This is a genomic window from Kineococcus rhizosphaerae, from assembly GCF_003002055.1.
Classification (GTDB): Bacteria; Actinomycetota; Actinomycetes; order Actinomycetales; family Kineococcaceae; genus Kineococcus; species Kineococcus rhizosphaerae.
Genome location: NZ_PVZF01000001.1, coordinates 148,632 through 162,188, shown reverse-complemented (window position 1 = coordinate 162,188; position 13,557 = coordinate 148,632). Strand labels below are relative to the sequence as shown.

The window sequence follows — 13,557 nt, the reverse complement described above, 5'->3', positions numbered from 1 at the left end:
GGCACCCGTGACCCTACAGGAGCACAGTGGTCGCAGCGTCGACGCCCCCGGCGCTCACCCAGCGCTGTCGTTGTGAGATCAAACGCTCACACGGAGTAACGTTTTTGGTGCCGAGAGGGTGGTGATTCCCCGAGAACGGGGTGGGAACCGGCAGGTCAGCTTGACGAAGACGTTCACGCTCCGTGACGATTCTCGTATGGCATCGGACTACTCCCGCGCACTCGGATCGCGTCTTCGCGCCATCCGTACCCAACAGGGGCTGTCCCTGCACGGCGTCGAAGAGAAGTCCGAGGGACGGTGGAAGGCCGTCGTCGTGGGCTCCTACGAACGCGGCGACCGTGCGGTGACCGTCCAGCGACTGGCTGAACTGGCGGACTTCTACGGAGTCCCCGTCTCCGCCCTGCTCCCCGAAGGCGCCCCGCAGGGCAGCTCCGAGCCGCCGCCGCGGCTCGTGCTCGACCTCGAGCGCCTCCAGGAGGTCCCCGCCGAGAAGGCCGGCCCCCTGGACCGCTACGCCAAGACCATCCAGTCCCAGCGCGGCGACTACAACGGCCGGGTCCTGTCGATCCGCGCCGACGACCTGCGCACCCTCGCCGTCATCTACGACGTCCCCGCGACGACGCTGTGCGACGAGTTCATCGCCTGGGGCGTGCTCAACGCCGACGCCCGCCGCGCCGTCGAGCACGGCTGACCCGCACCACGCCGGGACCGCCGTCCCGGGGACGACGAAGCCCCGCCCGGGCGACCCGGGCGGGGCTTCGTCGTTCCGGCCGGTGCGCGGACCCGTCACCGGGTCCGCGCACCGCACGCTCACTTCGCCTGACGCAGCCAGGTGTTCGTCTGGACCCACGAGCGGACCGCAGTCGCGGTCTTCGCGCGGCCGGCGTAGTCCTTGCCGCCCCGCTGCACGAAGAAGTCACCGCCGGCGTTCGGGTCCGGGGAGCTGCCCTGCAGGTTGTGCCAGGCCGCGCCGAGCGCCTTGCCGCTCGCGTCGCCCTCACCGGAGTACCGGTTGGCCTTGACGAAGTCCAGCACCTTCGTGGCGAAGACGCTGTTGTCGCCGAACTGGACGCCGTACTCGGGCAGGTACCACGGCACCCCCTGGGACTGGGCGAACGCGTCCCACGCCCCGATGCCCACCGGGCCGCCGTTCTGGGTCTTGTCGACCTCCGCGGCCCACTTGGCGTCGTCGTCCGCGCGGGAGAAGTCGTAGTAGTCGACGCCGATGGCGTCGACGTACTGCGCGCCGGGGAACATCGTCCGCACGTCGACCGACGTCGAGGTGTCGCGGTTCGGCGACCACACCAGGTGAAAGCGGTCGTCGTCACCCATGACCGAGGTCCACTTCGGGTGCACGACGGTGCGCCAGTACTTCACGAAGTTCGCCGCGTCGGAGGGGTTGCGGACCGACCAGTTGTACCAGTTGCCGTTCATCTCGTGGAACGGGCGGACGTACACGTGACCCTTGCGGTCGCCCCACTTGCTCTTGATCTCGCGGAAGGTCGCCTCGAGGTTCGCGTCGATGCCCGGGTTGGCCCAGTTGGCGATCCGGTGCTGGGTGGCGATGTCGAGGTCGTAGTCGCCCAGGCGCGCGACGCTGTCGCGGCCGTACTCGCTGCCGGGGGTGTCGATGCCCCAGACCTTGCCGTTGTCGGCCCAGGTGGCGTACAGGCCGAGCTTGGTGCCGGTCCAGCGGTTGAAGTCGCCGTTGGCCGCACCGGTCACCGAGGCGCCGAGAGTCGTGGCGTTGAAGTCGTCCTGCCCCCTGGGCGCGGGGGCGCTCGGGGTCGGGGCGCTGGAGGTCGGGGCGGCGGTGGGGGTGCCGGCCGTCCCGGTGGTGACGCTCACGCTGCGGCTGACCTGCCTGCCGCCCAGCACGCCGGCGACCGTGACCGTGTACCGGGTGCCCGGCTTGAGGTTGGTCAGCTGCTGCGGGGAGGTGGCGCCCTGGTCCGAGGTCCACGCGCCGGTGCCACCCGCGTCGACGCCGTCGCGGCCGAACGTGGCCTGCTGCAGCTCCCTGGGCCACGACACGGAGATCGTCCCGGCGCCGCTGGCGGTCGCCTTCACGTCCAGAGCGGGGGCGGTGCTCGTCGGCGTGGGGGTGGCCGAGGAGGTGGGCTTCGGGGTCGCCGTGGGGGTCGGCTTCTGCTTCAGGGTGGTCACGAGGTCACCGTCGTCCTCGACCGAGACCGTGTACACGCTGCCGTCGGGGGAGGTCAGCGTGGCACCGCGGCCGAGGTCGAACAGGTCCGCGACGGCCGCCGTTGCGGGTGTCATGGACAGGGTGAGGGCGGCGGTCAGCACACCGGTGCCCACGGCCCAGGGCCAGCGGCGCTTGTGCTGCACGGAGCGGGTGGCCGGCGTCGTGTCGTCGGTCATGAGGTGGGGGGTCCTCTCGCGGTACCAGCGAACAGCTTCTGCTGGAACCGTCGACGCCCCGCGACGCCACCTTGAGGCGCCGTCGTCGCCGGCGCCGGCCGGATCCGGCCGACTCCGGAGAACCCCTACCGCAGTGGAGGTTCCCGGACGCACGACGACCCGGTCACACCAGGGTGACCGGGTCGTCGGGTGCCGCCGTTCAGGGGGCGAGCGTCTCCTTCAGCTCCGCGATCCGCGCGAGCAGCCCGTTGACGAACTTGGGCGACTCGTCGGTCGAGAGCTCCTGGGTGATCTCCACGGCCTCGCTGACGGCCACGTGGTCAGGCACGTCGGGGGCGTGCAGGACCTCCCAGACGCCGATGCGCAGCACGGCGCGGTCGACGGCCGGCATCCGGTCCACCGACCAGCCCATCGAGTACGTCGTGAGGACCTCGTCGATGCGCTCCTGGTGCGCCACGACCCCCTCGACGAGGGTGATCGCGTACTCACCGACGGGCGGGTCGGCGCGCACGATCTTGTCCCGCAGGACGTCCAGCGGGGCGAGCTTGCGCTGGTCGGCCTCGAAGAGGACCTCCAGCGCGCGCTTGCGCGCCTTGCGGCGAGCGGCCATCAGTCGTTGACGCGGCCGAGGTAGTCGCCCGTGCGGGTGTCGACCTTGACCTTCGTGCCGGTCTCGAGGAACAGCGGGACCTGGATCTCGTAGCCCGTCTCGACCGTGGCGGGCTTGGTGCCGCCGGTGGAGCGGTCGCCCTGCAGACCCGGCTCGGTGTAGGTGATCTCGAGGACGACCGACGCCGGCAGCTCGACGTACAGGGGCGAGCCCTCGTGCGTGGCGACGATGGCCTCGGTGCTCTCGAGCATGAAGTTGGCCGCGTCCCCGACGGTCGCCGCCGCGATGTGCAGCTGGTCGTAGGTGGCGGTGTCCATGAAGACGAAGTCCTCGCCGTCCTTGTACAGGTACTGCATGTCCCGCTTGTCGACCGTCGCGGTCTCGACCTTCGAGCCGGCGTTGAACGTGCGGTCCACGACCTTGCCGGACAGGACGTTCTTCAGCTTCGTCCGGACGAAGGCACCGCCCTTGCCGGGCTTGACGTGCTGGAACTCGACCACCGACCAGAGGTTGCCGTCGAGGTTCAGCACGGTGCCGTTCTTCAGGTCGTTCGTCGATGCCACGTCGTCTCTCAGTCCGTCTCTAGTGCGTACTCACTCCCGTCGACCGGGACCGGACGCGGGTTGGGGCTTGTCCATCCTACCGACGTGGGGCGGGCCGCCGGGCCCGCGGGCGTGGCGAGCGGGTGAGGGCCACCCGCCGCGGTGATCACCGTGCGCCCACCGGGCGCTCACGGCCGTTGCGCCGGACGGTGGAGGCGGGCGGGCACACGGGTGGCACCGCACCCGCGCCCCTCAGCGCCGCCCCCGGCCCGCCCGATCACCTCGGGGTCAGAGCACCCAGGTCGTCGAACCCCACGGGAGGAGGTCGCGCGTGGACGCAGCACCGCCCGACGACGCCCCGCGCCGCCCCCGCCGCGCGGTGGCCCTCGTCGCGGTCGTCACCACTGCGGCCGCGCTCGCCGTCGCCGTGCCCGTCGCCCTGGCCGACCGCCACGAGCACGCCGCCGACGACCTGCGCGCCGACCTGCAGCGGGTGGCGACGGCCCAGGCGAGCTGGAAGGCCGCCCACGGGGAGTTCTCCACCTCGCTGACCGACCTGGGGGTGGACGCGGACCGCGACGAGCTGGCGATCGTCAGCGCCGGGACCCGCGGGTTCTGCGCCGGCGCCCACGACGACGGCACGGGCACCACGGTCTTCTACTCCCCCGGCGCCGGGTTCAGCGACCGCTCCTGCGCCTGAGGCGCGGTGATCCACCCGGGTGACGCGGCTGCAGCGCGGCCGGCCGCGCGCCGATGACGAACCGAGACCAGCCAGGAGGACCCCGTGACCGAACCCCTCGCCGACGAACGGCGCACCCCGCTGCGCGCAGGCGGGGGGTACCTCGAGTCCGCGGTCCCCCGGGGCCGGCACCGGGTGGCCGACCCCGGGCCCGAGCCCGCGGAGTACCTCGTCGCCGACCTCGCCGAACCCCCCGCTCCGGTGGCGCCCGCCCCCGAACCGCCCGCTCCCGAGCCGCCCGCTGCCCCGGTCGCGCTGCCGCGGCGCAAGGCCGCCGCGGAACCAACCGCGGAACCGACCGCGGAACCGTCTGCACCGGTCGCGGAACCGGTCGCAGCTGCGGCGGTCGTTCAGCCCGCACCCGCACCCGAGGCGCCGGCCCCCGCCCGCGAGCCCGACCCCGTGCGCCGAGCGCCGCGCCGCCCGGCGCCGCCGATCACCCCCCGGGCGTCGGCGGTGCCCGCTGCGGACTTCTACGGCTCCTCCACCGGGCGCCCGGCGTTCAGCCCGGGCAACGCCTCCCCCTTCCACGTGCCGCGCACCGAGGCCGTGCCGAAGAGGGTCGGGAAGAACCCCGTCAAGACCCTCGTCACGTGGGCGACGGTGCTCGTCGTGGGCGCCATCGGGGTCAAGTACGGGTACCCGGTCGTGATGGACAAGGTGCACGCCAAGGAGATCCAGGCCGTGTCGGCGGACCTGCGCAACGTCGCGGCCGGGCAGGACGCGTACCACGGGTTCAACGGCGCCTACGCCGGCGACTTCGCGTCCCTGGACCTGCCGCAGACCGTCGACGAGGTGGTGGTCGTCACGGCGACGACCACCACCTACTGCCTGCGGGGGGAGAGTCGCACGGGTCACGTCGTCCGCTACTTCTCGCCGGCCCAGGGCGTCACGACGGTCCCCTGCGGGTAGCGGACCCGGTGGACGGGCCTCGGAGGACCCGTCCCCCGAGGCCTGCTCGACGCTGACCTTCAGCGCGGTCGACGCGCTGCCGATCACCCACTGTGCACGTCGAGCGCCAGGTGACCCCCGAGAGGTTGCCGCCGTGGCTGTCTGCGCTCGTCCAGGCCCGCTTCGTGGTTCTCCTGCTGGTGGGCACCCTGCCCGGGTTGTGGCACCTGCACACCGTCGGCGCGGTGGGTGACTGGAACTTCTTCCGCGACGCCGCGCAGGTGCTCGTCGGGCGCGGCGGCACGAGCGCCCTCCACCTGTACGAGGCCTCGCCGCAGACGCAGATCGGCCCGCCGGCGCTCCTGCTGGCCCTCCCCGTCGCGCTGCTGCCCGCCACGGTGAGTCCGTGGGTCGCCGTCGCCCTGATCGGGGCGTTCCTGCCCGTCTGCTGCTACCTGATCGAGCGGGCGGGTGATGCCCGGGGCGCCGTCGACGACCGCACTGCGTTGACCGTACTGGGCGGTGGCGTCTTCGTCGGGACGTACTGGTGGCGGCTGGCTGCGGACTTCACCCACCCCGAGGACGCCGTGGCGGTCACCGCCGCGTGCCTCGTGCTCGGGTGGAGCCGCTCCCGTCGGGGGACCTGGCTCCCCTGGATCGCGGCGGCGCTCCTCGGCACCGCTGCCGCGGGCAAGCCCTGGGCGGTCGGGTTGCTCCCGCTGGTCGCCTCGTGGCCCGGAACCCCGCTGCTGAGGGCGGGTCGTGTCGTCGCCGGTGGGCTCGTCGTGGTGGCGTGGTGGCTGCCGTTCGTCCTGGCCGCGCCCGGCACGGTGCACGCCCTCGGCGCCTTCCGCGTCGGCGTCTGGTACGCCTCACCCCTCGCCCTGATCGGCCTCGCCGGCGCCCCGTACCCCGAGTGGGTGCGGCCGGTGCAGTTCCTGTTGTGCCTGTCGCTGGCCGCTCTGGCGGTCGCGCGCGGCCGGGGCCACCTGGCGCCCTTCGTGGTCGTCGCCGCCCGCGTAGCGTTGGACCCCCAGGCGTGGGACTACTACTTCGCCACGGTCGCGCTCGGTTGCCTGGTCGTCGACGCCTTCCGCACGCGGTTGCGCGGGCCGTGGCTCACGGCGGTCACGGTGGTGGTGCTGCTCGACGCCCGCTGGATGGCCGACAACCGGGTGAGCGCCGCCCTGCAGGTCGTGCCCCTCGCCCTGGCGTGCGTGCTCCTGGTCGCCGGACCGGGCGCGGTTCGACCGCTCCGTCGGCGGTTCCGCAGGACCAGCTCCCTCGAGGGGACCGTGTGATGGTGCTCCCCGGCGACAGTCTGCTGCACGTCCTGCTGAGGCACCGCTTCCTGCTCATCGGGCTCGTCGCGGTGGGCGTCGTCGTGTCGAACCTCGCCACGGTCGGGCCTCCGGACGACTGGTGGTACTACCAGCTGGCCGGCGGGGTCTTCACCGGGCAGGTGGAGGGGACCGCCCCGTGGGAGTTCTACCGGGCGCACCCGGACGTGTGGATCGGGCCCCTGCCCCTGCTGCTCCTCACGCCGCTGTCCCTGCTGCCGAACGCCGTCGGCGGCTCGGTCGTCGCCGTCGCCTCCGGACTGGCCCTGCCGCTGGTGTGCCGCGCGGCCGAGCGCCTGGCGCGCGCACCTCACCCGCTGGTCGTACTGGGGGCCGGGGTGCTGGCAGCCCCCGCCTGGGTCGAACTGGCGACGACCTTCACCCACCCCGAGGACATCGGCGTGGTCCTGGGCAGCCTGCTGGCGCTGTGGGCCGTGCAGGACCGACGGCCCGTCGTGCTGGGGCTCGCCGTCGGTCTGGCCGCCAGCGGCAAGCCGTGGGCCGTCGGTCTGCTCGCGCTCTCCTTCGTCCCGGTGTCCGTGCGGCGGTGGCAGGCTCCGGTGACGGCGCTCGCGGCCACCGCCCTGCCCTGGGCCGCCTTCGTCGCGGTACCGGGCACGGTGGAGGCGCTGACCTCCAGCACGGCGCGGGTGTTCGCCGAGTCGCCCCTGGCTCTCGCGGGGTTCGCCGGGGACGTGTACCCGTCCACCGTGCGGCTGACGCAGTTCGCCCTGTGCTTCGGACTCGTCGCACTGGCAGCACGACGGCGCCGGATCGAACTCGCCCTGTTCTCGTGCGTCGCCGCTCGCCTGCTGCTGGAGCCCCAGGTGTGGGACTACCACTGGGCGAGCCTGGTCGCCGGTGCGGTCCTGGCCGACGTCGGCGCGAGCGGCCGGCGGGTGCCCTGGACGACCGCGACCTGCTTCATCGCCTTCCAGCTGTCCCGCCAGGTGCTTCCCGAGCTGATCCCGTGGGCCCAGTGCGTCCCCGTCGTCACCGCGCTCGTCCTGCTGGCGCTGCCGGCGGCACGACGAGGACCTCGCCCGTCCCTGCCCCGGCAGCGCACTGGCGTTCAGGACGAGCTGATCTCCGAGTAAGCCGCCTGCAGCATCGCCGGGTCGGGGCCCTCCAGCCGGGAGGGCCGCCCGATCCCGTCGAGGACGACGAAGCGCAGCAGCGCACCGCGGGACTTCTTGTCCCGCTTCATGGCGTCGAGCAGCTGCGGCCAGCGGTCTCCGCGGTAGGTCGTGGGCAGACCGAGGGACTGCAGGACGTCGCGGTGCCGGTCGGCGTCGGCGTCGGACAACCGGCCCGCCATCCGGGCGAGCTCGGCGACGTAGCACAGCCCCACGCTCACGGCGGCGCCGTGCCGCCACTGGTAACGCTCGACGAGTTCCACCGCGTGGGCGAAGGTGTGCCCGTAGTTGAGGATCTCGCGCAGGTCGGACTCCTTGAGGTCCTCACCCACCACGCGGGCCTTGACGCGCACGGCGCGCTCGACGAGTTCGGCCAGGACCGGCGAGTGCGGGTCGGTGGCGGCCTCCACGTCGGCCTCGACGAGCTCGAGGATGCGCTCGTCGGCGATGAACCCGCACTTCACGACCTCGGCCAGGCCGGCCCGCAGGTCGTGCGGCGGGAGGGTGTCGAGGGCGTCGAGGTCGCACAGGACTCCGGCCGGCGGGTGGAACGACCCGACGAGGTTCTTGCCCTCGGCGGTGTTGATGCCCGTCTTGCCCCCCACCGCGGCGTCGACCATGGCGAGCAACGTCGTGGGGACCTGGACGACGCGGACGCCGCGCAGCCACGTCGCGGCGACGAAACCGGCGAGGTCGGTCACTGCTCCCCCGCCGACGCCGACGACCGCGTCCGAGCGCGTGAAGTCGGACTGCCCGAGGACCGTCCAGCAGAACGCGGCCACCTCGGCGGTCTTGGCCTCCTCGCCGTCGGGGACCTCGGCCAGGATCGCCTCGAGCCCCTGGGCGGTGAGGTCGTCGCGCACGGCCTCACCGGTCGAGCGCAGCGCCCGCGGGTGCACGACGAGCACCTTGGCGACCTTCGGGCCCAGCAGGCCCCGCAGTTCACCCAGCAGGCCCCGGCCGATGAGGACGTCGTACGGCGCGTCACCCTCGACGGTGATGCGAACGGTCTCGGTGGTCATCTGTCCTCCGCGAGGTCCTCGAGCGCACCGGTCAGTGCGTCGTCGGTGGCGGGAACCCCCGCCTCGGGCCGGCCGGGGCCGTGCAGCAGCACGAACCGGACGCCGTCCTTGAACTTCTTGTCCCGCAGCCAGAAGGGCTGGAGCTCGGACAACCGGAAACGGTGCGCCGTGACCAGGCCGAAGGCGCGCAGGGCGTCCCGGTGCGCGCCGACGCCCGCGTCGTCGAGCAGGCCCAGGCGGCGGGCGAGGTGGGCGGCGGCCATCAGGCCGAGCGAGAGGGGGTTCTCGACGTCGAACTGCTCGAAGGCGTGCGAGAACGTGTGCCCGTAGTTCAGGTGCAACCGTCCCGCGGCCTCCCGCTCGTCGGCCGTGACGATGCGCGCCTTGGTGACCACGGCCCGGCGCACGAGGGCCGAGATCGCCTCGACGTCACCGGCGAGGACTGCGGGCGCGCCGGCGACCAGGAGTTCCAGGTCGGACGGGTCGGCGACCAGGGCCGTCTTGACCGCCTCGGCGAGCCCGGCCCCGAAGCGGGGGTCGGTGTCCGCCGAGACCCCTTGCGGGTCGCTGAACACCGCGACCGGCTGGTGGACCGCACCCAGCAGGTTCCGGGCCTGCGGCAGGTCGAGGGCGACCTTGCCCCCGAGCGAGGAGTCGACCAGCCCCTCCAGCGAGCGGGGCACGACGGCCCAGCGGACCCCGCGGTTGTAGGTGGCGGCCAGGAACCCCGCGACGTCCACGACCGCCTCGTCCCCCACCGCCAGGACCAGGTCGTCGGGGTGCAGCGCGATCTCGGCCGCGTGCAGGGCCAGCCGTCCGTAGACGTCGAGGGTCTTGACGGGACCCTCGGGCAGCTCGACGACGTGGGCCTGCGCACGCAGGCCCGGTAGGATCCGAGCGAGCGACGGGTCCGCGGCGCGCCCGACCACCAGGACCTTCCCGGTCGCGGGCAGCTGCGGCCCGACGTCGGCCAGCGACCCCGCCCGCACGTGCACGCGGTACGTCCCGCCCGGCGGGGCGACCAGCACGCCGTCCTGGTCCGTCACCCGGTCCAGGACCTCGAGGGCGATCGTCTCGGCGCGGCGGCCGTCGGTGCGGACGCTGAGGTCGGCGATGTCCTCGAACACCACGCGCCGGGAGGCGTGCAGCTCGGCCAGGCCCGGGCGGTGCAGCATCGGGCGGTAGGTGTCGCCCGCCGTGCGGGCCTTCGCCTGCTCGAAGGAGACGTCGAGGTGCACGACGGTGTGGGCCCGCAGCACCTCGCGGGTGGCCGCGCGCCCGCAGGCCCCCCCGCCGAGGGAGACCACGGCCTCGGGACCGGCGACGACGTCGGCCACGACGGCCTGCTCGACGTCCCGGAAGGCCTGCTCACCGTCGGCCGCGAAGATGTCCGGAACCGTCCGGCGCTCGCGATCCTCGATGACCAGGTCGGTGTCGACGAACGGCAGGCCGAGGCGGTCGGCGAGGAGGCGGCCGACGGTGGTCTTGCCCGCGCCCATGAAGCCGACGAGGACGATCACGGGGGGACAGCTCCTGCGGACGGCGGCGGTGGGCGCGTCACATGATAGGTCGTCGGCGGGACCGGACCGCTCCGCGGTACCCGGACGCGCCACGAGGACCCACCCCGTCGGGGTGGGTCCTCGTGGCGCGCAGGGTCAGCGGATGGCCGCGTCCCCCAGGTACACGTTGTTGTCGTCGACCTTCACCGCGGTGCGGGCCGAGGACGTGGTGACGACCTTGAGGTTGTCGACCCCCCTGACGTCCACGTCGACGGCGACGGAGTGCCCCACCGACACCGGGTAGCTGCCCAGCAGGCGTTCGTCGCCGTACACGTCGACGGTGCTGGTCAGGCCGGAGGTGTTCGAGTCGTCGACCCCGACCTGTGCGGTGAAGCGGGAGTACTTCGAACCCAGCGCCCAGGTGCGGTACTCCGAGTTCCGCGGGTCGGTGTCGTAGGAGACCGTGCGCGGGTAGAACACGCCGTTGAGGGTGGCGTGGTCGATCTCGAAGCGCGCGTTGCCCGTCGGCTTGGCGAAGTCCTCGAGGTACTTCTTGCCCTCGGAACCGCACGACGTGCGCTTGGCGGCGACGTCGGTGTAGCGATCGGTGCCCCCCACGGCCGTCAGGACGACCGGGTCCGCCGCCTCGATGGCCAGGTTCACCGACTGCGGCACGCAGGTCGACGGGGTGATGAGGAGCGGTCCGTGCGGGGGCAGGACGGTGCTGCCGTGGCCCTCGCGCCCGGCGGCCGCGCCGGCGGTGATGGCGTCCGGCCAGTCGTCGCCGGCGACGACGTACGCACCGGGCGTCCGGTTCGGGAAGAAGGCCTTGGACAGCTTGGCCGAGGTCTCGTACCGGTCGGCGCCGGCGATGCGGTCGACGGGACCGGTCGTGAGACCGGCGAGCTCGGCCGCGGCCGCGGCCGAGACCGACGCCTCGCCGCCCACGACGGTGATCTTCCCGGGGGCCAGGCGCTGGAGCTCGGCCCTGGTCGCCGCGGGGATGCCGCTGCGGGTCACGAGCAGCAGCGGGACGCCGAGCTTGGCCGCGGACGCGGAGGCGGCGAGGGCGTCGGGGTAGTTCTCCCCCGTGGCGACGAGGACGTTCGCGACGCCCGGCGTCGTGAAGCGGGAAGCCGACAGCGCGGCCGCCGTGGCGTAGCGGTCGTCGCCGGCGACCCGGGACAGCTGCGCGCGGGTGTTCTGCTGCAACCACTTCCAGGCGTCGTTGCTGATCGACGCCTCGCTGCCGACGACCACGATCTTCTGCGCGTTGCCGATGCGCTCGCGCACCACCTGAGGGATCTGCGCCTTCGCCGTGAGGTACACGTTGGCGTAGTCCTGGCCCGCGATCGCGCTGGCGGTCAGGCCGTCGGGGAACTTCTCCCCCGTCACCAGGTAGGCCGTGGTGGCCTCCAGCGGGTTGTCCTCGAGCACGACCGAGGTGGCGTACCGGTCGCTCCCCCAGGTCCGGAGCGAGGAGATGGGAGACGCGCCGGCGGGGCCGGCGGCGAGGGCGACGCCGAGCCCGGCGAGCACCGCCGCAGCGGTGATCCGCCGGGTGCGGCGAGTGGTCTGCGGGAACATCAGCGGATCCTCCAGGAGCGGGTGGGGCGGAACGCGTCCGCGGGGTGGGCCGGGTCAGCGGCCGGGGGCGCTGCTCAGAACAGCAGACCGGCGTCCTCGCCGCCGCCGACGCTCCCGTACCAGATGACGCCCTTGCTGTCGGTGAGCCAGAAGTAGTTGTCACCGGGCTGGCTGAAACCCTCGACATTCAGTCCCTTCACCGTGAAGTCGGTGCCGGGGATCTTCTCGTCGACGGCAACCTCGATCCAGGAACCACGGTCGATCTGGAAGTAGAAGACCTTGGAGTTCCTGATCGCCGACAGGCGCAGTTGCTTGGTCGACCCGCCCATCCCAGGGTCGGGCAGGGCGTTGCCGGCCGGGACGTACCAGCCGTCGCGCAGACCGCGGTTGCTGTGGACGTGCGCCATGTCCTTGGTCAAACCGACGAACGTGACGTCCGCGGGGTACAGCACGCTGCCCGGGAGCAGCGTCGTCTCGTACCCGCCGCGGCCGTCGGTGTACTGGGTGATGAACTTCCCGGCGACGCCGTCCTCGGCCTTCTCGAGGTAGGAGTAGTGGCTGATCTCCCAGCCGGGGAGAGCCGACTTGGTCGGGGTGGGCGTGGCGGGAGCCGGCCGGGTCGGCGTCGACGTCGGCGTCGCGGCGGCTCCCGCGCTCTTGCCGATGTCCCTCGTGGCGGTCGGGACCGGCACCACCGGGGCCGACGGGGTGGCCGAGGTGGCCGAGGTGGCCGAGGTGGCGACCGGGGCGGGCATACTCGCGCCCGTCGAAGTGCCGTCCCCGGCCACGGCCGGGGCGTCGTGCGGGAGGAAGGAATCGTCGAACAGGTTCGTCCCGACGGGGGCGAATCCCGGAGCGGCGCTGCTGGGGGCACCGGTCGGCGAGGCCTGCGGCGCACCACCGGGGGCGACCGCGACGGCCGTCTCGGCGGTCGGGCCGCTGCTCACCCAGAGGTAACCACCGGTGATCGACCCGAGCAGGACGACACCGGCAGCGCCGGCGACGAGGGCGCGGCGGGCACGCCCGTCGAAGCCGCCGCGGGGGGCCGGGTCGTCGAATCCCGGGGAGAAGCCTCCCTGCGGGGTCTGGTCGGACATCAGTTCACCGTCCCGGTGGAGGTCGACGCGCTGGTCGTTTCGGTGGTCGTCGTGGAGTCGGCGGCCGGCGTCGTGCCGGCCGAGGTCCCCGTCGCGGCGGTGGCCGCGGCGGCCAGGACGAAGATCCGGCCGCTGACGGTGGTGGAGAGTGCACCGTCCTCACGGGTCAGGTCGACGCTGTCCACGAGCATGTAGCGGTGCATGTCGGCCTGGAGGTTCTTCACGAACAGCTCCGTGGCGGCGAAGGAACCGCTGACGGTGACGCTGACCGGCAGCGCGGAGATGCCGCTGCCCGTGCCCATGGTCGTCCCCGCGGCGGCGTCCGCCGACGTGCCGGGAGCCACGTACGGGGTGAGCGAGCCCGGGGCGATCTCGGTGACCGTGAGGCCGGTCGCACCGGCGAACGCCGTGAACTGGCGAATGAGGGTGGGCACCTGGGAGCTGTCCGGCAGCTCGCTCTGGATGGCGGCGAGCTGGGCCCGCTGCTCCCCGAGCGTGGCGAACTGGGCCTTCAGCCGTTCGGTCTCGGCCGCCAGCGTCACGTTGTTCTGCTCGACGCCGGCCGCCTGGGTGACGGTGTCGCTCGCCTCGGCCCGTTTGGGCGCCAGGAGCAGGAAGTAGCTGGCCACCAGGATGAGCACCGCGAGAACGCCGGTGCCGGCGATCCAGGCGGTGTTCTTGGAGCTGGTCATGTCGTCGGTCCTCCTCTCGG

Annotated in this window: 13 protein-coding genes; 5 read left to right on the top strand and 8 right to left on the bottom strand. The window is 73.0% G+C overall.

Going from position 1 to position 13,557, the window contains the following annotated elements:
* Nucleotides 1-196 precede the first annotated feature (196 nt).
* Nucleotides 197-691, top strand: coding sequence for a transcriptional regulator BldD (gene bldD, locus CLV37_RS00835; RefSeq protein ID WP_106206055.1), 495 nt, complete (start codon nucleotides 197-199; stop codon nucleotides 689-691).
* A 119-nt stretch (nucleotides 692-810) separates the two neighbouring features.
* Here bldD and CLV37_RS26930 read toward each other — a convergent pair whose 3' ends face one another.
* From CLV37_RS26930 to efp, 3 genes are all read right to left on the bottom strand, one after another.
* Nucleotides 811-2,382 (bottom strand): glycosyl hydrolase, encoded by a 1,572-nt coding sequence (locus tag CLV37_RS26930; RefSeq protein WP_146149246.1) that lies wholly within the window; start codon nucleotides 2,380-2,382, stop codon nucleotides 811-813.
* A gap of 199 nt (nucleotides 2,383-2,581) precedes the next feature.
* A complete protein-coding gene (gene nusB / locus CLV37_RS00815) occupies nucleotides 2,582-2,992 on the bottom strand; it encodes a transcription antitermination factor NusB (protein WP_106206053.1) in 411 nt (136 codons plus the stop codon).
* Entirely contained in the window at nucleotides 2,992-3,555 is a 564-nt protein-coding gene (efp, locus tag CLV37_RS00810) for an elongation factor P (protein WP_106206051.1), read from the bottom strand. Before efp ends, nusB begins: the two co-directional genes overlap by 1 nt.
* 310 nt (nucleotides 3,556-3,865) lie before the next feature.
* On the opposite strand from efp, the gene CLV37_RS00805 reads away from it, so the two are divergent.
* From CLV37_RS00805 to CLV37_RS00790, 4 genes are all read left to right on the top strand, one after another.
* Nucleotides 3,866-4,234, top strand: coding sequence for a hypothetical protein (locus CLV37_RS00805; protein WP_106206049.1), 369 nt, complete (start codon nucleotides 3,866-3,868; stop codon nucleotides 4,232-4,234).
* An 84-nt stretch (nucleotides 4,235-4,318) separates the two neighbouring features.
* Nucleotides 4,319-5,185, top strand: coding sequence for a hypothetical protein (locus tag CLV37_RS00800; RefSeq protein ID WP_106206047.1), 867 nt, complete (start codon nucleotides 4,319-4,321; stop codon nucleotides 5,183-5,185).
* 110 nt (nucleotides 5,186-5,295) lie between these two features.
* Nucleotides 5,296-6,465, top strand: a complete 1,170-nt coding sequence (locus CLV37_RS00795) for a hypothetical protein (RefSeq protein WP_146149245.1) — start codon at nucleotides 5,296-5,298, stop codon at nucleotides 6,463-6,465.
* A gap of 2 nt (nucleotides 6,466-6,467) precedes the next feature.
* Complete coding sequence (locus tag CLV37_RS00790; protein WP_170126986.1) at nucleotides 6,468-7,601, top strand: glycosyltransferase 87 family protein; 1,134 nt, start codon at nucleotides 6,468-6,470, stop codon at nucleotides 7,599-7,601.
* Here CLV37_RS00790 and aroB read toward each other — a convergent pair.
* From aroB to CLV37_RS00765, 5 genes are all read right to left on the bottom strand, one after another.
* Nucleotides 7,577-8,662 (bottom strand): 3-dehydroquinate synthase, encoded by a 1,086-nt coding sequence (gene aroB, locus CLV37_RS00785; RefSeq protein WP_106206041.1) that lies wholly within the window; start codon nucleotides 8,660-8,662, stop codon nucleotides 7,577-7,579. The two genes, CLV37_RS00790 and aroB, sit on opposite strands and share 25 nt — an antisense overlap.
* Entirely contained in the window at nucleotides 8,659-10,182 is a 1,524-nt protein-coding gene (locus tag CLV37_RS00780) for a bifunctional shikimate kinase/3-dehydroquinate synthase (protein ID WP_106206039.1), read from the bottom strand. The genes aroB and CLV37_RS00780 overlap by 4 nt, the downstream gene beginning before the upstream one ends.
* A gap of 135 nt (nucleotides 10,183-10,317) precedes the next feature.
* Complete coding sequence (locus tag CLV37_RS00775; protein WP_106206037.1) at nucleotides 10,318-11,748, bottom strand: cell wall-binding repeat-containing protein; 1,431 nt, start codon at nucleotides 11,746-11,748, stop codon at nucleotides 10,318-10,320.
* A 74-nt stretch (nucleotides 11,749-11,822) separates the two neighbouring features.
* Nucleotides 11,823-12,845, bottom strand: a complete 1,023-nt coding sequence (locus tag CLV37_RS00770; RefSeq protein ID WP_106206035.1) for a hypothetical protein — start codon at nucleotides 12,843-12,845, stop codon at nucleotides 11,823-11,825.
* On the bottom strand, nucleotides 12,845-13,537 hold the full coding sequence (locus CLV37_RS00765) for a hypothetical protein (RefSeq protein ID WP_106206033.1): 693 nt from the start codon (nucleotides 13,535-13,537) through the stop codon (nucleotides 12,845-12,847). Before CLV37_RS00765 ends, CLV37_RS00770 begins: the two co-directional genes overlap by 1 nt.
* Nucleotides 13,538-13,557 lie beyond the last annotated feature (20 nt).